Below are 18,054 nucleotides of genomic sequence, written 5' to 3'. Positions count from 1 at the left end.
GTCGGTCGCTTCCCGCTGTGAACTCACTGCGCCGCGCCCGTCGGCCGTGCACCGGCCAGGCCGGCCTTCACCGCATCCGCCGCCACGCGCTCACCGGCACGCAGGCCGCCCAGCACCTCGACGCCCTGGCCGGATTCGCTGCCGGCACGCACCGCGCGCAGCACGAACTGCGAGCCCTGCGCCACGTAGACGGCCGTCAGCTCGCCGCGGCGCAGCAGAGCGCCCGCCGGCACCGCCAGGCTCGCGCCCGCCGGCTTGGCGCCGGCTGCGGCGGGTGTCCCTGCCGTCGCACCGCCAAAGCGCACCCGCACCGCCTGCCCCGGCAGCGTGCGGGCGCTGTCGGCCGCACTCAGGTCCAGCCGCCATTCCACCGTCTGCGCCACCGGGTCGGCGGTGGGCAGGTCCACCCGCCTGGCGGGCGTGACCCACTGACCATCGGGAAGTTGCACCTCGATCTTGCCGGCGCTGCGCGCCAGCGCCGCCTGCGAGGCCGGCACCTGCACCACCGCGCGCACCGCACCGGGGGCGTACACCGTCAGCACCGGCCGGCCGGGAGCGGCCAGGTCGCCGGCGTCCAGATGGGTGGCCAGCACCAGGCCGTCGAAGGGCGCCGTCACCGTGGTGAAGTTGCGCGCCAGGGCCGCCTGGCTGCGCCCGGCCTGGGCCTGCTGCAGCGCGGCCTCGGCGGCCTTCACCTGCGTCTCGGCGTTGTCCTGGGCAGCCTGGCTGACGTAGCCCTGCGCGCGCAGCTCTCGGGTGCGGTTCAGTTCGGTGCGGGCCTGGCGCAGCATCGTGTCGGCCTGCGTCACGGCCGCATCGCTCTGTGCCAGCCCGGCGGCGGCACTGCGCTCGTCGATGCGCGCCAGCACCTGACCGCTGCGCACCTTGTCGCCGGCCTTCACCGCCAGCGCCAGCACATTGCCGCCCACCTGCGCCGCCACGGTGGCCTGGCGCACCGGTTCCACCGTGCCGTCCAGGTCCAGCGAGCGGCCATTGCCACCGGCCTGCACCCGCACCGTCGCCACCTCCGGCCCACTCGCCGCCGGCGCCGCCTGGGCGCCCGTGGCGACCAGCACCAGCGCTGCCAGGGTGGCAGCGGTGGCCACGAAAGGCACAGAGTGAATGAAGGGGCGGCGGCGCATGTCAGGTCTCCTTGATACCCCATATGGTATACCAATGGGGGTGGGGGTACCCCGTGGGTGACGGGAAATACCTGAGTGGTGGTCGGGGCTTCCCAGGGCAAAGCGAAGCGTGTGGCTGCCGGATGTTTACACGCAGGCCTCCGAGGCGATGCCCGTGGGTGATCGGGCAGCCGTCCAATCGGCGCCGCGGACACGGCTGATTGGCTGCACTCCTATGAGGTGGGCGTAACGAAAGAGGGCATTTGTCTGCCATGCCCGCCAGTGCGTGGTCGAGACGATGCAACCAGCGGCAGATAGACTGCTCTTAATTCACCCGCGCAAACAAGGCCACTGCGCCCCATGCACTTAGCCATTCAAGCCGTCGGAGTTCCATGCGCCGCTGGAGCATGTGCTGCAGCAGGCTCGGCGGCGGTGAGCGCCGTCGCCGAAATCCTCTTCGACATCTGCGATCCAAAATTTGGCTGCGGTTTCGGTCTCCAGTTCGGTGCAGGATTGGCCGGCATCGTGGCGTTCCTAGCTGGCGTCGTTCTGCTCTGTGGCTTGGCGGCCTACACCGGAGCTACCGGGCGCCTCGTTCCGCAGCGTCGAACGCTCATTGCCGCTGCTTTACTTGGGTTCATAGTCGGCACGGTCTGGACGCTCGTCGCGACCGGTACGTACATGTAGTGGGTCGTGTGATTTGATTGATCGGCTCAAATTGAAAATGTCGTTAGAGCGAGCATTGGTGCGAAATCCTGTCCTGTTGCTGGTCAATAGCGCTGACGACCCTGGCGGTCGGCAGATGTAAGAGCCCAGCGCCCAAGTCGCCCCGTGACCCCCACCATCCGCCAAATCCAACTCCCCGACGCTGAGCCCTTCCGGGCCTGCCTCGACGCCGTGGCGCGGGAGCGCAGATATCTTGCGCAGGTGGAGGCGCTGCCGATCGAGCGGATCCGGGAGTTTGTCGAAAGCTCAGTGGCCAGTGATGCCGCGCAGTTCGTCGCGATTCACGACGGTCGCCTGATCGGGTGGTGCGACGTGTTTTCCCACTGGGCCCACGCCCTGCAGCACGTGGGCACGCTGGGGATGGGCGTCTTGGACGGGTACCGGGGGCAGGGTATCGGCGAGCGGCTTCTCCGCCGGACGCTGGCCCACGCGCTGGAGAAGGGGGTCTATCGCGTGAAGCTCGAAGCGCGCTCGGACAACGCCCGGGCGATCCGGCTCTACGAGCGGGTCGGCTTCCGGCATGAAGGCATCGCCAGGGCGGCGCTGCGGTTCGACGGCCGGTTCCATGACGCCGTGCAGATGGCCTTGCTGCAGGGGCCTGCGGCCGAGCGGGCGATCTGAGCCGCCGGTTGCCGTCATGGCGGCCTGAGGGTTGGGTCGAAGGGTCGATCTTCAGGCCGCTGCTGTGGCATCCTTGCCTTTCATCGTCAGAGGTTGCGCCCCATGTCCACCCCCGTTGAAGACGTTGCTGCCCAGGCGCTCAGCCTGCCACCCGAGGACCGGGCAAAGCTGGTTGAGCGGCTGCTTGCCAGCTTCGAGCCGAAGTCGCCGACACAGTCGGCTTGGCTCGCGCTGGCGAAGGACCGACGCGATGCGGTGCGGGCCGGCCAGGTCAACATGGTTCCCGGCGGCGAGGCGCTGGCCCGGGTACGGGCGCGTTTGACGTGAGTTGGTGGCTGCACCCGGACGCCGAGGCTGAGCTTGGCGACGCGGCGCTCTACTATGCCGAGCACGCCAGCAGCGCGATTGCGCAGGCTTTCCTGGCTGAGTTCGAGCGAGTGCGCGATCTCCTGGTCGAGAATCCACTGCGCGGGCCTCATGGCGAAGATGGACTGCGCGTGTATCACTTCGACCGCTTCCCGTACACCGTGATCTACGAGCCGGATGAGGACGCCGGGCCGCAGATCTACGCTGTCGCCCATCAACACCGCGAACCCGGCTACTGGGCTGCGCGTCTGTAGCTTGGGCAAGAAAAGCCGCGCCTTCCCGGCGCGGTTCTCATCCGTTGAATTGAACCGGATCAATACACCGCAATTCCCTGTGCCTTGAACAGGTTGATCAGCGGCTGGTTCAGGTTGGCGGCATCCGGGAAACCGTACAGGTTGCTGTACGCGCCCCAGCTGACGCTGTGCCAGTTCCAGTTCATGCCGCTGGCGCCGTACTGGGCCATCAGGCTCAGGGTGTCGGTCATCCAGGCCAGGCCGCCGCGCTCGGCGGTGTAGTTGCGGGGGTTTTGGCCGAATTCGCCGATGTTGATCGGCACGTTGTGGTTGAGCGAGAACTGGACGCCGTATTCCAGCAGGCTGGCTTCGAGGAAGGCCTTGGTGTAGGGCGTGCGGGTGACGTAGGCCTTGTGGGTCTGCAGCTGCAGGCCCATCGCCCCGGTGCTGCCGGTGGCGTTCGTGCCCTTGATCCAGCCGGAGACCTGGTACTTGTAGCCCTGGCGCACCGAAAAGGCGAGGTTGGGCATCTTGACCAGGAACTTGCCCTTGGCGCCGGAGATGCTGACGGAGGCGCTGCCGCGGTGGCCGGTGCTCTCGATCACCCGGCTGCCGGTGGTGCCCGACAGGCGCTGGGTGGTGGTCTTGCCGGTGAAGGACAGGTAGGGGTCGAAGGATTCCAACAGGTGCGGATTGGCGGGCGCCTTCTCCATGTCGATGTTCTGCACCACACGCACCAGGTTGCCGGCGGGGTCGTATTCGGTGACGGTGAAGTCGTCGAAGGTGACCTTGCCGGTGTTGGCGGTGGCGATGAACACCGGCACCGCGGCGATCACGTTGCTGGCGCTGATGGTGAAGGGGCTGCCGCTGTAGTGGGTCCAGGCGGTGGTGCCGGTGGGGATGGGCGTGTTCTCCAGCAAGGTGCCTGGGGTGGTGTCCGAGGCCCAGGGCAGCACCATCGACGTGGGGTCGCCGTATCGCATGTTGCTGTCGCCGAGGTTGCCTCCGTACGACAGCTGGGAGGCGTGATACCAGTGGTCGTAGTGGTGGAAGTCGTACATCACATTGCCGTCGGCGATCAGCGGCGGCACCGTACAGTCGCTGGCAAAGCAGCTCTGCACATCGAGCAGGTGGCGGGTGTTCACGCTGCGGATCGCGCCGGCCAGGGTCTGCACATAGGCCTGGTACTGGGCGTTGCTGGCCGGCAAGGTTTCGTTCATCAGGTCGAAGCCGGCGATCACCGGCTCGTCCCGGTAGCGGTTGGCGATCTCGGTCCACAGCGCCTTGAGCCGGTCCTGGCAGGAGCCGTAGGCATTGCCGGCGGTCCAGAACGTGCCGGTGTAGCCGCTGCCCTGGTAACCACACTGCGGCGCCATCATCGACAGCAGGATGCGCACGCCACCCTGGCGGGCCGAGACGATCTGCTTGTTCAGCCAGTCCCAGCCCTCCTGCTTGTAGACGTAGGGCGAGGCGTTGTCCTCGAACATCCGGTACCAGACGTTCAGCCGCACCGCGTTGAGGCCGGCGGCACGCACGGCGGCGTAGTCCTCGCGGTCGAATTCACGGCTCTTGAAGACTGAGTCGGCCATGTCGGCCTCGTCGCTGTAGGCCGCGAAGTTGGTGCCGAGCAGGCGGATCGGCGTGGCGGCGGCGCCGACCACCAGCTGGCGGCCGGAGGCGCGGATGAAGTCGCTGGCCGCGCCGCCGGTGGGCACGTAGGCCTCGGGCGGGTCGAGCCGGGCGTCGTCGATGAAGAAGTCGCTGCCGACGGCAGGGCCGTTCAGGTAGACCTGCGCCAACGAGACGGTGCCGGTCGGGCTGTGCTTGTAGTAGCCGCCCAGCTTGACCCACTTGCCGGCGGGCACGCTGCGGCTGTCGAGCACCACGTACCTGGTGCCGGCGCCGTCCACCAGCTTGATGCCGAAGGAGTAGCTGGCCGATACCGCCTGGCGGTTGCGCACCCACACGCGCACATCGTGGCCCTTGCCGGCCTGCAGCTGGCTGGTGACGGTCTGCGCGATGCCCACCGTGGTGGCGCTGCGCCCGGACACCAGCGCCGCCTGCGTGCCGCCGTGGGCCTGCTCGGCGCTGGCCGCGATGACCGGCGTGCCGCCAAAACCGACCCAGCCGGTGGCGTTGCCGGGGGCCTCGAAGCTGGGATTCACCAGCGCGTTGGCCGCCAGGGCCGGCGCCGCACAGGCGAACAGACCCGATAAGAAGAACAAATTTCTCTTGGACATGACAGCCCCCGCTGCGTTGGATTACCAATCCCTGTATCAGATGATGGATTTTTCAGTTCCGCAACCAAGGATCGTGCGATCGGGCGGGCGCTGTGGCGCAGGGCTGACGCGGCCATCAGGCACACTGGTCGCGCAAGTCCGCAAAGCACGGCTGCCAGCCGCTGCGCGTCGCGCCTCGCCGGCGTCCCTCGCCATGACCCGGCCCGCGCGACCCACGCGCCTGTGACCCGGTGAACCCAATGACCCCGATGACCCCCATGACTCCGGTAGCACCCGTCACCCCTGACCAGCTCGCCGCCATCCCCCGTGAGCGCCTGCCGGCGCTGTTGCGCCTGATGCCCAAGGCGGAGCTGCACATCCACATCGAGGGCTCGCTGGAGCCTGAGCTGATGTTCAAGCTCGCCGAGCGCAACGGCGTGCAGCTCGGCTACCCGAGCGTGGCGGCGCTGCGGGCGGCCTATGCGTTCACGGACCTGCAGAGCTTTCTCGACATCTACTACGCCGGTGCCAGCGTGCTGCTGACCGAGGCGGATTTCTCCGAGATGGCCTGGGCCTACTTCGAGCGGGCCGCGGCGGACAAGGTGGTGCACGCGGAGATCTTCTTCGACCCGCAGACGCACATCGAGCGTGGCGTGCCGATCGAGACGGTGATCAAGGGGCTTGGCCAAGCGGCCAGGCGGGCCCAGGCCGAGCTGGGCCTGAGCGCAAAGCTGATCCTGTGCTTCCTGCGCCACCTCAGTGAGGCGGACGCGCTGCGCACCCTGGAGGCGGCGCTGCCCTGGCGCCACCACTTCATCGGCGTGGGCCTGGACAGCAGTGAGTGCGGCCACCCGCCGGAGAAGTTCGCGCGGGTGTTTGCCCGCAGCCGCGAAGCGGGCCTGCACCTGGTGGCGCATGCGGGCGAGGAGGGGCCACCGGCCTACATCGAGGCGGCGCTGGATGTGCTGCAGGTCGAGCGCATCGACCATGGCGTGCGCTGCACCGAGAGCCCCGCGCTGCTGCTGCGCCTGGCCGCCAGCCGCACGCCGCTGACGGTCTGCCCGCTGTCGAACGTCAAGCTGCGCGTGTTCGATACGCTGGCCCGGCACAACCTGCCGGCGCTGCTGGCCGCCGGGCTGTGCGTGACGGTGAACTCCGACGATCCGGCCTACTTCGGCGGCTACTTGAACCAGAATCTCGTCGAGACCTTCGCGGCGTTGCCGCAACTGGGCGCGGCTGAGGCCTACGCACTGGCGCGCAACAGCTTCGAGGCCAGCTTCGTGCCTGCGGCGCAGAAGGCGGCCTGGGTCGCGCAGCTCGATGCCCTCTTCACTGAATTTGCGCTGGAAGGCGCCCGCTGACCTCTTGAAGCCGTGAACCCATGACCGAGCCCACCGTCACGATCTATCACAACGCCCGCTGCAGCAACTCGCGTGGCGCGCTGGCGCTGATCCAGGCCGCTGGCATCGAGCCGCGGGTGATCGACTACCTGAAAACGCCGCCGGACCGAGCGACGCTCGAAGGGCTGATCCGCGCTGCCGGCCTGACGCCGCGCGAGGTGATCCGCACCAAGGAGGCGGTCTACGCGGAGCTGGGCCTGGACGGTGCCACCGACGCGGCGCTGATCGACGCGATGCTGGCGCACCCGCTGCTGATCAACCGGCCCTTTGTCGTGACGCCGAGCGGCACGCGGCTGTGCCGGCCACCCGAGGTGGTGCGCGAGATCCTGCCGGCGTGAGCGCGCCAGCCATCGATCCCACGCTGGCGGCGCTGCGCCGCGGCGATCTGGCGGGTGCGCGTTCACTCACCTTGCGTGGCGGGCTGACCGAGCTGCCGGCCGAGGTGCTCGGCCTGGCGGACACGCTGGAGCAGCTCGACGTGACGGGCAACGCGCTGACGGCGCTGCCGGCCGATTTCAGCCGCCTCCAGCGGCTGAAGGTGCTGTTTGCGTCAGGCAACCGCTTCGAGCGGCTGCCGCCGGTGCTGGGCGACTGCCCGGCGCTCAGCCAGATTGGCCTGCGCGGCTGCGGCCTGCGTGAGCTGCCTGGCGAGGCGCTGCCGCCGCAGCTGCGCTGGTTGACGCTGACCGACAACGCCCTCGAGCGGCTGCCGGCGACTCTGGGTGAGCGCCCAGCATTGCAGAAACTGATGCTTGCCGGCAACCGGCTCAGCGCGCTGCCTGCGTCGCTCGCGCAGGCCCGCTCGCTGGAGCTGCTGCGGCTGTCTGCCAATCGCCTCGAACACTGGCCCGGCTGGCTGGCGGAGCTGCCGCGCCTGGCCTGGCTGGCCTGGGCGGGCAACCCGCTGGAGCCGACGGATGCCACGCCGATCGTCGCCGACCTGCCCTGGGCGCAGCTGCAGCTGGGCGCGTTGCTGGGCGAGGGCGCTTCCGGCCGCATCCACCGCGGGCTTTGGCGCGGAGCCCCGCTGGCCAACGGTGGCGTCCGCGAGGTGGCGGTGAAGCTCTTCAAGGGCGCGATGACCAGCGACGGCCTGCCCGAACGCGAGATGGCGGCCTGCCTGGCGGCCGGGGCGCATCCGCACCTGATCGCCGCGCTCGGCCGGGTCGCCGATGCCCCAGCCGGCCAGCAGGCGCTGGTGATGCCGCTGCTGCCATCGGGTTGGCAGACGCTCGCGGGGCCGCCCAGCCTGGAGAGCTGCAGCCGCGATGTGTACGACCCAGCCCTGCGCCTGTCGGGCACGGCCGTCGTGCGGTTGCTGCGCTGCACCGCCAACGCGATGGCGCACCTGCACCGGCGGGGCTGGTCGCATGGCGACCTGTATGCCCACAACATCGCCTGGGATGGGCAAGGCGGCGCGGCGGTTCTGTCGGACTTTGGTGCAGCGTCGAGGCTGCTGCCATCGAGCCTCGGCGAGGCGCTGCGCCGTATCGAGGTGCGGGCCTGGGGGCTGTTGGCCGAGGAACTGCTGCGGCGCTGCATGACCGACGTGCCGGCCCTGCGCGATCTGGCCGGGGCCTGCACGCAGCCCAACGTGGGTGTTCGTCCGACCTTCGATGAGGTGGTGGCGCAGGTCGCAGGTCTGGCCGCAGGGGGCTGAGGGCCCGGTGCGGCGGTGTCGCGTCGTGAGCGCGCGACAGGCGTCGCAGGCACACCCGCGTGGGCCGAGGCCGAACCGAGCGGGTTCGGTCTCGGAAATGAATAAGGCCGCGCATTGCGCGGCCTTATTTCAAAGATCCTGGTCGGGGTGAGAGGATTCGAACCTCCGGCCTCTACGTCCCGAACGTAGCGCTCTACCAGGCTAAGCTACACCCCGCTTGCTGCGTCGATTGACTTACGTCTTTCTCTCAACAGCCTGAACACATAACTGTAGCAGACCTTCCTTGAATTCGGAAGGGGGTAGTGAAGAAATATGAGTGCTGGCCTTGCGAGCCTCCTCGCGCGCAGCGGCACGGGTGGCTTCCAGGGCGCCGGTCGAGCGCACGATCTCGACGATATCGGGCAGGCGCTCCACTTCGCCGTGCTGGATGGCGTGGCGGATGAGTTCGCGCTGCTCGGGTGTGCCGTGGCTCATGGCATACAGCAGCGGCAGCGTGGGCTTGCCTTCGCGCAGGTCGTCGCCGACGTTCTTGCCCAGCTCGGCGGTGGCGCCCTCATAGTCGAGCAGGTCGTCCACGAGCTGGAAGGCGGTGCCGAGTGCCCTGCCGTAGGAGGCGCAGGCCTCTTCGACCGCTTCTGGCGTGCCGGCGAGCACGGCGCCCAGGCGGGCACTGGCCTCGAAGAGCTTGGCAGTCTTGTAGCGGATCACACGCAGGTAGTCCTCGACCGTGATGTCGGGCTCATGCATGTTGAGCAGCTGCAGCACCTCGCCCTCGGCGATCACGTTGGTGGCGTCAGCGAGCACCTCCAGCACGCGCATGCGGTCCACCGAGACCATCATCTGGAAGGCGCGCGAGTACAGAAAGTCGCCTACCAGCACGCTCGCGGCGTTGCCGAACAGGGCGTTGGCGGTCTGGCGGCCACGGCGCAGGGCGGACTCATCAACGACGTCGTCGTGCAAAAGGGTCGCGGTGTGGATGAACTCCACCGTGGCGGCCAGCTCGAAGCGTTCCGGTCCCTCGAAGCCCAATGCGCGTGAGAACAGCAGCACCAGCATCGGGCGGATGCGTTTGCCGCCTGCGCTGACGATGTAATGCGAGATCTGGTTGATCAGCACCACCTCGGAGGCCAGCCGGCGCTGGATCACGGCGTCGACCTGCGCCATCTCCGGGGCCATCAACTGCTGCACGGACGAGGGCGTTTTCGAGGCGGGAACGGCGGCTAGGCTCACGGGATACGGGACGGCGTGGGTCGGTTCGCACCGCGGAGAACGCGGGCGCAAGGTGGCGGATTATAGGAAGGCTGTCACATATTGGCCGTTGCGTTGGATCGGCCTGTGTCGGCGCCGCTGCGCGAAGCCTGGTTTGTGCAGGCGGTGCCTGTGCGGTAGGCCGCCGTCGTGTTATCATCCCACGCTTCGACCGTCTGCCGGGCCTTCTTCGAAGGCATCAAAAGCGGCGAAGCAGTGCGGTCATGGGTTGGTGTCACGCCGCCCAGGGCTGGAGAGAGCCTGGGCCTGGGCCCGGGGCGATGTAGTGGAAAGGCTGATATGTACGCGGTCATAAAAACCGGTGGCAAGCAATACAAGGTTGCTGCCGGCGAGAAGATCAAGGTAGAACAGATTGCTGCGGAAGTTGGCCAAGAGATCGTGATCGACCAGGTTCTCGCGCTCGGTAGCGGCGCGGAGCTGAAGGTGGGCACGCCCTTGGTTGAAGGCGCAACGGTCACTGCCACGGTGTTGGCGCATGGCAGGCACGACAAGGTCCGCATCTTCAAGATGCGCCGTCGCAAGCACTACCAGAAGCACCAGGGCCATCGTCAGAACTACACCGAGCTGCAGATCGCAGCGGTGCAGGGCTGATCGGCTAGCCCGTTCACGATCCAGGAGCTGAAAGATGGCACAGAAAAAAGGCGGCGGTTCCACACGGAACGGCCGCGACTCCCAGCCGAAGATGCTCGGCGTCAAGGCCTTCGGTGGTGAGCTGGTGAGCGCCGGCTCGATCATCGTGCGCCAGCGCGGCACCCGTTTCCATGCCGGCCCGAACGTCGGCATGGGCCGCGACCACAGCCTGTTTGCGCTGGTGGACGGCAAGGTGTCCTTCGCTGTGAAGGGCCCCCTGAGCCGCAAGACCGTGGTGATCACCCCGGTCTGAGCGACGACGAGTCTGGTTTGGTCCAGACCAAGAGGAGCCCCGGTCCGCCGGGGCTTTTTGCATTGAGCGCCTCACGGGGCGCTTCAAAGATGGGCTGCGTTGCGCCGGCGAACGCAGCATTCCCTCCTGTAGTGATGCCGGCCCATCCGTCCAGCTCAGGAGTCCCCAGATGAAGTTCGTCGACGAAGTCACCATCGACGTGGCGGCGGGCCAAGGAGGCGCGGGCTGCTGCAGCTTCCGGCGCGAGAAGTTCATTCCCTTCGGCGGGCCCGATGGCGGCAACGGCGGGCGCGGCGGCCACGTCTATGCGGTGGCCGACCGCAACCTCAACACGCTGGTGGATTTCCGCTACACGCGCCGCCACGAAGCGCGCAACGGCGAGGCCGGGCGGGGCTCGGACCAGTTCGGTGCCGCCGGAGAGGACGTGACCCTGCGCATGCCGGTGGGCACGATCATCAGCGACGCCGAGACCGGCGAGCGCATTGCCGAGCTGCTCACGGATGGCGAGCGGATCATCCTCGCCAAGGGCGGTGACGGCGGCTTCGGCAACCTCCACTACAAGACCAGCACCAACCGGGCGCCGCGCCAGAAGACCCCCGGCTGGCCCGGGGAGGCCCATGCGCTGAAGCTGGAGCTGCGCGTGCTGGCCGACGTGGGCCTGCTGGGCATGCCCAACGCCGGCAAGTCCACGCTGATCGCGGCGATCTCCAACGCCCGGCCCAAGATCGCCGACTACCCGTTCACGACGCTCCACCCGAACCTGGGCGTGGTGCGCGTGGGACCGAGCCAGAGCTTCGTCGTCGCCGACGTGCCGGGGCTGATCGAGGGCGCGTCCGAGGGGGCCGGCCTGGGTCACCTCTTCCTGCGTCACCTGCAGCGCACCCGCGTGCTGCTGCACCTGGTCGACATGGCGCCGTTCGACGACGAGGTGGACCCCGTCGCCCAGGCTAAGGCCATCGTCGGTGAGCTGAAGAAGTACGACAAGGACCTGTACGACAAGCCGCGCTGGCTCGTGCTCAACAAGCTGGACATGGTGCCGGCCGAAGAGCGTGCCGCACGGGTGAAGGACTTCGTCAAGCGCCTGCGCTGGAAGGGCCCGGTCTACGAGATCTCGGCGCTGACCCGTGAGGGCTGCGAGCCGCTGGTGCGCGCGCTGTACCAGTACGTCGCCGCCTTGAACGCGCCGCCGATCGAGGAGCCGGACGTGCGTTTTGCCGAACCCGAGGACGCACCGGTGCCGCCCGCCGCGGACGATCCCCGTTTTCGCTGACACTGGCCGGCTGAACCGCTGCCACTGCCCCACGCATCATGAGTGACATCCTGAAGAACGCCCGCCGCATCGTCGTCAAGGTGGGTTCCAGCCTGGTGACCAACGAGGGCCGGGGCCTGGACGCCGAGGCGATCAACGCCTGGTGCGTGCAGCTGGCCGCGCTGGTGCGCCAGGGCCGCGAGGTGGTGATGGTGTCGTCGGGAGCGATCGCCGAGGGCATGAAGCGCCTGGGCTGGGCCACCCGGCCGAAGGAAGTGCACGAGTTGCAGGCGGCGGCCGCCGTCGGCCAGATGGGCCTGGCGCAGATCTACGAAACGTCCCTGCGCGAGCAGGGCCTGGGCAGCGCGCAGGTGCTGCTCACCCATGCCGATCTGGCCGACCGCGAGCGCTACCTGAACGCCCGCAGCACGCTGCTGACCCTGCTGGAGCTGGGCGTGGTGCCGGTGATCAACGAGAACGACACCGTGGTCACCGACGAGATCAAGGTGGGCGACAACGACACCCTGGGCGCGCTGGTGGCCAACCTGGTCGAGGCCGATGTGCTGGTGATCCTCACCGACCAGAAGGGCCTGTATTCGGCCGATCCGCGCAAGGACCCCGACGCGCAGTTCATCCACGAGGCCCAGGCCGGCACGCCCGAGCTGGAGCAGATGGCCGGTGGGGCCGGCAGCTCGATCGGCAAAGGCGGGATGATCACCAAGATCCTCGCCGCCAAGCGGGCAGCAGGCAGCGGCGCCTCCACGGTGATCGCCTGGGGCCGCGAGCAGGACGCCCTGCTGCGCCTGGTGGCGGGCGAATCCATCGGAACGCTCCTGGTGGCGACCACCGCCAAGGTGGCGGCGCGCAAGCAGTGGATGGCCGACCACCTGCAGATGCGCGGTGCGGTGGTGATCGACGACGGCGCGGTGGTGAAGCTGCGCGACGAGGGCAAGAGCCTGTTGCCCATCGGCGTGGTCGAAGTGCAGGGCGAATTCGCCCGCGGCGACGTGATCGCCGTGCGTTCACCCGCCGGGATCGAAGTGGCCCGCGGCCTGGCCAACTACACGGCCAGCGAAACCCGCCGCATCGCCCGCAAGCCCTCCTCGCAGATCGAGGGCCTGCTGGGGTACGCCAACGAGCCCGAGCTGATCCACCGAGATAACCTCGTCCTGGCTTGACCGACCGGTTTTCCCCCCCCTTGAAAAAGGGGGCAGGGGGGATTTGCCACCCTCCCCACTGATCAAATCCCCCTCGGTCCCCCTTTTTCAAAGGGGGAAGGAAGGCAGGGCGTTCAGCCCAGCTGCGGCGCCAATGCCCGGCGGGCTGCGGCCTCGTCCATCGCGGCCCGCGCCGCATAGTCCGCCAGCTGGTCCTCGCCGATCCGGCCGACGTTGAAGTACGCCGCCTCCGGGTGGGCGAGGTAGAAGCCGCTGACGGAGGCGGCCGGGGTCATGGCCAGGCTCTCGGTCAGGCCCATGCCGATTTCGGCGGCGTCGAGCACCTCGAACATCGCGCGCTTGACGCTGTGGTCCGGGCAGGCCGGGTAGCCCGGTGCCGGGCGGATGCCGCGGTAAGCCTCCTTGATCAACTCGTCGTTGCTCAGCGCCTCGTCCGGCGCGTAGCCCCACAGCTCGGTGCGCACGCGCTGGTGCAGGTGCTCGGCGAAGGCTTCGGCCAGGCGGTCGGCCAGGGCCTTGAGCATGATGGCGCTGTAGTCGTCGTGGTCGGCGAGGAACTGCGCTTCCTTCTTCTCGATGTTCAGGCCGGCGGTGACGGCGAACAGGCCGATGTAGTCGGCTTTGGTGCCCTTGGGCGCGATGAAGTCGGCCAGCGAGCGGTTCGGCCTCGGCACGCCGTCGATCACCGGTCGCTCGGTCTGCAGGCGCAGCGGCTGCCAGCGCAGCAGCACCTCGCTGCGCGACTCGTCGGTGTAGACCTCGATCACGTCGTCGTCCACCGTGTTGGCCGGCCACAGGCCGATCACCCCGTTGGCCTGCAGCCAGCGGCCTTCGATCAGGCGCTGCAGCAGGCGCTTGCCGTCGCTGTAGACGCGCACGGCTTCCTCGCCGACGACGCTGTCCTTGAGGATGTCCGGAAACTTGCCAGCCAGGTCCCAGGTCTGGAAGAAGGGCGCCCAGTCGATGCACTGGGCCAGCTCGGCCAGGTTCTGGTTGCGGAACACGCGCCGGCCGATGAACTTGGGCGCGGGCGGTGTGTAGGCGGCCCAGTCGACGGGCGTCTTGTTGGCGCGCGCCTGGGCCAGCGTGACCAGCGGCGTGACCTTCTTGTTGGCGTGCTGCTCGCGCACGCGCTCGTAGTCGGCGTTCAGCTCGGCGATGTACCTGGCGGCGCGTTCATCACTCAGCAGGTCCGAGCACACGCCCACCGAGCGGCTGGCGTCGGGCACGTAGACCACCGGCCCCGTGTAGTTCGGCGCGATCTTGACAGCGGTGTGCACGCGTGAACACGTGGCCCCACCGATCAGCAGCGGCGTGCCCTTGCTGCGGAAGTACTCGTCGCGCTGCATTTCGGCAGCAACGTGCTGCATCTCTTCCAGGCTCGGCGTGATCAGGCCCGACAGGCCGATGATGTCCGCGCCTTCTTCCTTGGCCTTCTTCAGGATGTCCTGGCACGGGACCATCACGCCCATGTTGACGACCTCGAAGTTGTTGCACTGCAGGACCACCGTGACGATGTTCTTGCCGATGTCGTGTACGTCGCCCTTCACGGTGGCGATGACGATCTTGCCCTTGGGCTTCACGTCGCCGCCCGCGTCAGCCAGCGCCTTCTTCTCGGCTTCGATGTAGGGCAGCAGGTGCGCCACGGCCTGCTTCATGACGCGGGCGGACTTCACCACCTGGGGCAGGAACATCTTGCCGGCACCGAAGCGGTCGCCGACGATGTTCATGCCCGCCATCAGCGGGCCTTCGATGACGTGCAGCGGGCGGCCGCCCTTGGCAGCAATCGCCTGCCAGGCTTCTTCGGTGTCGAGCTCGATGAAGTCGGTGATGCCGTGCACCAGCGCGTGGCTCAGGCGGTCCTCGACGCTCACGGGTGCCTCGGCCGTGCCGCGCCAGGCCAGCTTGGCGCTGTCGTCCTTGGCCGCGCCCTTGGCCGATTCGGCGATCTCGATCAGGCGCTCGCCCGCAGAGAGTTGCGGCTCGCCGGCCTTGTAGGACGGCGTCCTGTTCAGCACCACGTCCTCGACGCGCTCGCGCAGCACCGGCTCCAGGTCGTCATAGACGCCCACCATGCCGGCGTTGACGATGCCCATGTCCATGCCCGCCTGGATGGCGTGGTACAGGAAGACGGTGTGGATGGCCTCGCGCACCGGCTCGTTGCCGCGGAAGCTGAACGACACGTTCGACACGCCGCCCGAGACCTTCGCGCCCGGCAGGTGCTGCTTGATCCAGCGCGTGGCGTTGATGAAGTCGACCGCGTAGTTGTCGTGCTCCTCGATGCCGGTGGCGATGGCGAAGATGTTCGGGTCGAAGATGATGTCTTCGGGCGGGAAGTCGACCTCGTCCACAAGGATCTTGTAGGCCCGTGCGCAGATGTCGATCTTGCGCTGGAAGGTGTCGGCCTGGCCGGCCTCGTCGAAGGCCATCACCACGGCGGCGGCGCCATAGCGCCGGACCAGCTTGGCCTGGCGCTTGAACTCGGCCTCGCCTTCCTTGAGCGAGATCGAGTTGACGATGCCCTTGCCCTGGATGCACTTCAGGCCCGCCTCGATCACCTCCCACTTGGACGAGTCGATCATGATCGGCACGCGCGCGATCTCGGGCTCGCCGGCGATCAGGTTCAGGAAGCGCACCATCGCCGCCTGACTGTCGAGCATGGCCTCGTCCATGTTGATGTCGATGACCTGGGCGCCGTTCTCGACCTGCTGGCGCGCCACGGCCAGGGCCTTCTCGTATTCGCCGGCCAGGATCATCCTGGCGAACACCCGGCTGCCGGTGACGTTGGTGCGCTCGCCGACGTTGACGAACAACGATCCGTCGCCGATCGACACCGGTTCCAGGCCGGACAGCCGCATCGGGGGCACGCTGGCGGCGGGGGAGGAGGGGGACGCGGTGGGGGAGGTGTTCATGGCCGGGCTGCAACTCGGGCCAGCCACGCGACACCACGGCCCACCCGTGATGCCCATGGCGGGCAAGGGTGAGCGTCGTTGCAGGGTGGTCTGCTCCGGATGCCGGACTGGCCCACCGCCCCGAGCCTGGCAGCGGGTGGCCTGGCCACCCCCTGTTGCAACGCCCCTCGGGAAGGCGCGCATTGTAATGGGCCCTCCTGGCTCGCTGCAGCGCTGGCGCTGTGACCCTGTCGACAGGCCGGTCGGCCTTGTGCACCTGAAGCGTGCACGGGACAATAGGCCGTGAATATGTCACGAACAACCGATGACCACATGGCGGGTGCAGCGCGGCGCCGCTGCCTGATCTGGGGCGCCGCGGCCACCGGCGCGACGCTCACCGCGCTGCTGGGTGGCTGCGCAGGCGGCGGGCCCAAGTCAGGCGGTGGGGCGACGCCCGCCATCCCGCCGCCGAAGCCAGGCTCCCTGCCCGAGCCGGCCCCTGACCAGCCCGGCCTGGATGGTCTGCGCAGTCGCCTGGCGCGCGAGTTTGCCGGCACCCCGCTGCAGCTGGAAATGGGCGAAACCGCGGCGGCGGACTTCCTGCGCATCAGCGTGCCGCAGCCGCACGGCTTTGAGCCCGGTCGGGCCGCGGTCAGGCCGGCGCTGGCGGCGGTGCTGGACCGGCTGGTCGAGCCGTTGCGCCGTGAGGGGAACTGGACGGTGCGCGTGGCTGGCCCGATCGATGCCGGCGGCTCGGGCTGGATCGGCCCCGACCGCGCCGCGGCGGTGCGCGACTACCTGGTGCTCAAGGGCGTGGCGGTCAAGCGCTTCACGGCCCCGCAGCGTCACGCCATGGGGCTGACCGAGATCACGCTGGTGGAACTCAGGCGGCGAGCAGCCCGGTGAAGGTCTGCAAGGCCTGCGTGTGCACGCAGCGCGGGCGGTAACGGCCCACGCGCTCGGCGATCGCGCGGATGTGGTCCGGCGTGGTGCCGCAGCAGCCACCGGCGATGTTGAGGAAGCCGTCGCGGGCGAACTCCTCCACCAGCCGGCCGGTGACCTCGGGCGTCTCGTCGAAGCCGGTGTCGCTCATCGGGTTGGGCAGGCCGGCGTTGGGGTAGCAGGAGACCGCGGTGTCACCGGCGATCTTCGACAGCTCCTCGATGTACGGGCGCATCAGCGTGGCGCCCAGCGCGCAGTTCAGGCCGATGGCCAGCGGCCGGGCGTGCCGCACGCTGTGCCAGAAGGCGCCCACCGTCTGGCCTGACAGGATGCGGCCCGAGGCGTCGGTGACGGTGCCGGAGATGATCACCGGCAGGCGCTCGCCGGTTTCCTCCATCAGCTCGTCGACCGCGAAGATCGCTGCCTTGGCGTTGAGCGTGTCGAAGATGGTTTCGATCAGGAACAGGTCGGCACCGCCATCCAGCAGCCCCCGGGCCTGTTCGAGGTAGGCGGCCTTGAGTTCGTCGAAGCTCGTGTTGCGCGCCCCCGGGTCGTTCACGTCCGGGCTGATGCTGGCGGTACGCGGCGTCGGGCCGAGGGCGCCGGCGACGAAGCGCGGCTTGTCGGCGCTCGAGTACTTGTCGCAGCAGGCGCGTGCCAGCCGGGCGGCGGCCACGTTCATCTCGTAGGCGATGTCGCCCAGGCCGTAGTCCTCCTGCGCCACGCGGTTGGCGCCGAAGGTGTTGGTCTCGATCAGGTCCGAGCCGGCGGCCAGGTACTGGTCGTGGATCTCGCCGATCACGTCCGGGCGCGTGAGCACCAGCAGGTCGTTGTTGCCCTTCAGGTCGGTCGGGTGGTCGGCAAAGCGCGTGCCGCGGAAATCCGCCTCGGTCAGCTTGTAGCGTTGGATCATCGTGCCCATCGCGCCGTCCAGCACCAGGATGCGCTCGCGCATCAGCGCCGGCAGCTGCGCGGCGCGCGTGTAGGGCAGGGCAGAGGCGTTGGCAACGGCGGAGGTGGGCAGGGCGGCGTTCATGGGCGGGATTCTAGGGACCGGCCTGCATGTCAGTTGCTCCACCGCGCTTCGCGCGACCCGCGACGCATGAAACGGGCGTGTAATGCGGTGGCGGCGTCCGGCGCAGAGGTCGGTTCGTACTTGGTGTCTCGAACCCGTATGTCAGTTGGACCCGCGGCTCCACGAGCACCCCGCACTGTCGCCTTGGGCTTCGCGCCCCTGAGCACGCATCCTAGAGTTCGATGACGTGGGCCGCATGCCGATGTCGCCGCGGACTGGAG

The 18,054-nt window shown here is 68.5% G+C and carries 17 protein-coding genes, 1 tRNA gene and 1 riboswitch; of the genes, 12 read left to right on the top strand and 6 right to left on the bottom strand.

Features of this window, described 5'->3' with window-relative positions; genetic code table 11:
- Positions 1-23: 23 nt before the first annotated feature.
- A complete protein-coding gene (locus tag NGK70_RS24140; RefSeq protein WP_251970983.1) occupies positions 24-1,142 on the bottom strand; it encodes an efflux RND transporter periplasmic adaptor subunit in 1,119 nt (372 codons plus the stop codon).
- Between the two features lie 411 nt (positions 1,143-1,553).
- Between NGK70_RS24140 and NGK70_RS24135 the strand changes: the two genes are divergently transcribed.
- From NGK70_RS24135 to NGK70_RS24120, 4 genes are all read left to right on the top strand, one after another.
- The gene (locus NGK70_RS24135) at positions 1,554-1,808 is read left to right on the top strand and encodes a hypothetical protein (protein ID WP_251970982.1); all 255 of its coding nucleotides are present in this window, start codon (positions 1,554-1,556) and stop codon (positions 1,806-1,808) included.
- 144 nt (positions 1,809-1,952) lie between these two features.
- Positions 1,953-2,468 carry a GNAT family N-acetyltransferase gene (locus tag NGK70_RS24130; RefSeq protein WP_251970981.1) on the top strand — a complete coding sequence of 172 codons (516 nt, stop codon included), beginning with the start codon at positions 1,953-1,955 and terminating at the stop codon, positions 2,466-2,468.
- Positions 2,469-2,570: 102 nt separating this feature from the next.
- Positions 2,571-2,795, top strand: a complete 225-nt coding sequence (locus NGK70_RS24125) for an addiction module protein (protein WP_251970980.1) — start codon at positions 2,571-2,573, stop codon at positions 2,793-2,795.
- Positions 2,792-3,088: a type II toxin-antitoxin system RelE/ParE family toxin gene (locus NGK70_RS24120; protein WP_251970979.1), complete on the top strand. Its 297-nt coding sequence runs from the start codon at positions 2,792-2,794 to the stop codon at positions 3,086-3,088. The genes NGK70_RS24125 and NGK70_RS24120 overlap by 4 nt, the downstream gene beginning before the upstream one ends.
- A gap of 59 nt (positions 3,089-3,147) precedes the next feature.
- On the opposite strand, the gene NGK70_RS24115 is transcribed toward NGK70_RS24120, so the two are convergent.
- On the bottom strand, positions 3,148-5,307 hold the full coding sequence (locus NGK70_RS24115) for a cellulase family glycosylhydrolase (protein WP_251970978.1): 2,160 nt from the start codon (positions 5,305-5,307) through the stop codon (positions 3,148-3,150).
- A 257-nt stretch (positions 5,308-5,564) separates the two neighbouring features.
- On the opposite strand from NGK70_RS24115, the gene NGK70_RS24110 reads away from it, so the two are divergent.
- Genes NGK70_RS24110 through NGK70_RS24100 form a run of 3 tightly spaced genes read left to right on the top strand, consistent with a single transcriptional unit; the run spans position 5,565 to position 8,346 of the window.
- Positions 5,565-6,647 carry an adenosine deaminase gene (locus tag NGK70_RS24110; protein WP_251973885.1) on the top strand — a complete coding sequence of 361 codons (1,083 nt, stop codon included), beginning with the start codon at positions 5,565-5,567 and terminating at the stop codon, positions 6,645-6,647.
- A 20-nt stretch (positions 6,648-6,667) separates the two neighbouring features.
- Positions 6,668-7,024 (top strand): arsenate reductase (glutaredoxin), encoded by a 357-nt coding sequence (gene arsC, locus NGK70_RS24105; RefSeq protein ID WP_251970977.1) that lies wholly within the window; start codon positions 6,668-6,670, stop codon positions 7,022-7,024.
- 11 nt (positions 7,025-7,035) lie between these two features.
- Positions 7,036-8,346: a leucine-rich repeat-containing protein kinase family protein gene (locus tag NGK70_RS24100; protein WP_251973884.1), complete on the top strand. Its 1,311-nt coding sequence runs from the start codon at positions 7,036-7,038 to the stop codon at positions 8,344-8,346.
- A 139-nt stretch (positions 8,347-8,485) separates the two neighbouring features.
- On the opposite strand, the gene NGK70_RS24095 is transcribed toward NGK70_RS24100, so the two are convergent.
- Together NGK70_RS24095 and ispB are read right to left on the bottom strand one after the other, a co-directional pair.
- Positions 8,486-8,562: transfer RNA gene (locus NGK70_RS24095), tRNA-Pro, on the bottom strand.
- 18 nt (positions 8,563-8,580) lie between these two features.
- Complete coding sequence (ispB, locus tag NGK70_RS24090; protein ID WP_251970976.1) at positions 8,581-9,522, bottom strand: octaprenyl diphosphate synthase; 942 nt, start codon at positions 9,520-9,522, stop codon at positions 8,581-8,583.
- Between the two features lie 372 nt (positions 9,523-9,894).
- Between ispB and rplU the strand changes: the two genes are divergently transcribed.
- The 4 genes from rplU to proB all read left to right on the top strand — a co-directional run bounded on the left by rplU (position 9,895) and on the right by proB (position 12,925).
- Positions 9,895-10,206, top strand: coding sequence for a 50S ribosomal protein L21 (rplU, locus tag NGK70_RS24085; RefSeq protein WP_251970975.1), 312 nt, complete (start codon positions 9,895-9,897; stop codon positions 10,204-10,206).
- A 34-nt stretch (positions 10,207-10,240) separates the two neighbouring features.
- The gene (rpmA, locus tag NGK70_RS24080; RefSeq protein WP_251970974.1) at positions 10,241-10,498 is read left to right on the top strand and encodes a 50S ribosomal protein L27; all 258 of its coding nucleotides are present in this window, start codon (positions 10,241-10,243) and stop codon (positions 10,496-10,498) included.
- A 169-nt stretch (positions 10,499-10,667) separates the two neighbouring features.
- Positions 10,668-11,768: an Obg family GTPase CgtA gene (gene cgtA / locus NGK70_RS24075; protein ID WP_251970973.1), complete on the top strand. Its 1,101-nt coding sequence runs from the start codon at positions 10,668-10,670 to the stop codon at positions 11,766-11,768.
- A gap of 38 nt (positions 11,769-11,806) precedes the next feature.
- Positions 11,807-12,925: a glutamate 5-kinase gene (proB, locus tag NGK70_RS24070; protein ID WP_251970972.1), complete on the top strand. Its 1,119-nt coding sequence runs from the start codon at positions 11,807-11,809 to the stop codon at positions 12,923-12,925.
- Positions 12,926-13,038: 113 nt separating this feature from the next.
- Here the strand turns inward: proB and metH are convergent, their stop codons facing one another.
- Positions 13,039-15,837: a methionine synthase gene (gene metH / locus NGK70_RS24065; protein WP_251970971.1), complete on the bottom strand. Its 2,799-nt coding sequence runs from the start codon at positions 15,835-15,837 to the stop codon at positions 13,039-13,041.
- Between the two features lie 63 nt (positions 15,838-15,900).
- Positions 15,901-16,012, bottom strand: a riboswitch (S-adenosyl-L-homocysteine riboswitch).
- A 113-nt stretch (positions 16,013-16,125) separates the two neighbouring features.
- Between metH and NGK70_RS24060 the strand changes: the two genes are divergently transcribed.
- Positions 16,126-16,722, top strand: coding sequence for an OmpA family protein (locus NGK70_RS24060; RefSeq protein WP_251970970.1), 597 nt, complete (start codon positions 16,126-16,128; stop codon positions 16,720-16,722).
- On the opposite strand, the gene NGK70_RS24055 is transcribed toward NGK70_RS24060, so the two are convergent.
- Complete coding sequence (locus NGK70_RS24055; protein ID WP_251970969.1) at positions 16,700-17,794, bottom strand: homocysteine S-methyltransferase family protein; 1,095 nt, start codon at positions 17,792-17,794, stop codon at positions 16,700-16,702. The two genes, NGK70_RS24060 and NGK70_RS24055, sit on opposite strands and share 23 nt — an antisense overlap.
- Positions 17,795-18,054: the final 260 nt, after the last annotated feature.

Source organism: Sphaerotilus microaerophilus, assembly GCF_023734135.1.
GTDB classification, from domain to species: domain Bacteria; phylum Pseudomonadota; class Gammaproteobacteria; order Burkholderiales; family Burkholderiaceae_C; genus Sphaerotilus; species Sphaerotilus microaerophilus.
Note: the sequence above shows the minus strand (reverse complement) of the source record. Positions and strands in the feature narration are given on the sequence as shown.

What these genes read in the sequence shown, in the direction of transcription:
- NGK70_RS24115 (WP_251970978.1), bottom strand. Translation starts at nt 5,307, where the DNA reads ATGTCCAAGAGAAATTTGTTCTTCTTATCGGGTCTGTTCGCCTGTGCG.
- metH (WP_251970971.1), bottom strand. Translation starts at nt 15,837, where the DNA reads ATGAACACCTCCCCCACCGCGTCCCCCTCCTCCCCCGCCGCCAGCGTG.
- NGK70_RS24060 (WP_251970970.1), top strand. Translation starts at nt 16,126, where the DNA reads ATGTCACGAACAACCGATGACCACATGGCGGGTGCAGCGCGGCGCCGC.
- NGK70_RS24125 (WP_251970980.1), top strand. Translation starts at nt 2,571, where the DNA reads ATGTCCACCCCCGTTGAAGACGTTGCTGCCCAGGCGCTCAGCCTGCCA.
- NGK70_RS24055 (WP_251970969.1), bottom strand. Translation starts at nt 17,794, where the DNA reads ATGAACGCCGCCCTGCCCACCTCCGCCGTTGCCAACGCCTCTGCCCTG.
- rpmA (WP_251970974.1), top strand. Translation starts at nt 10,241, where the DNA reads ATGGCACAGAAAAAAGGCGGCGGTTCCACACGGAACGGCCGCGACTCC.
- cgtA (WP_251970973.1), top strand. Translation starts at nt 10,668, where the DNA reads ATGAAGTTCGTCGACGAAGTCACCATCGACGTGGCGGCGGGCCAAGGA.
- ispB (WP_251970976.1), bottom strand. Translation starts at nt 9,522, where the DNA reads ATGGCCCCGGAGATGGCGCAGGTCGACGCCGTGATCCAGCGCCGGCTG.
- rplU (WP_251970975.1), top strand. Translation starts at nt 9,895, where the DNA reads ATGTACGCGGTCATAAAAACCGGTGGCAAGCAATACAAGGTTGCTGCC.
- NGK70_RS24140 (WP_251970983.1), bottom strand. Translation starts at nt 1,142, where the DNA reads ATGCGCCGCCGCCCCTTCATTCACTCTGTGCCTTTCGTGGCCACCGCT.
- proB (WP_251970972.1), top strand. Translation starts at nt 11,807, where the DNA reads ATGAGTGACATCCTGAAGAACGCCCGCCGCATCGTCGTCAAGGTGGGT.
- NGK70_RS24110 (WP_251973885.1), top strand. Translation starts at nt 5,565, where the DNA reads ATGACTCCGGTAGCACCCGTCACCCCTGACCAGCTCGCCGCCATCCCC.
- arsC (WP_251970977.1), top strand. Translation starts at nt 6,668, where the DNA reads ATGACCGAGCCCACCGTCACGATCTATCACAACGCCCGCTGCAGCAAC.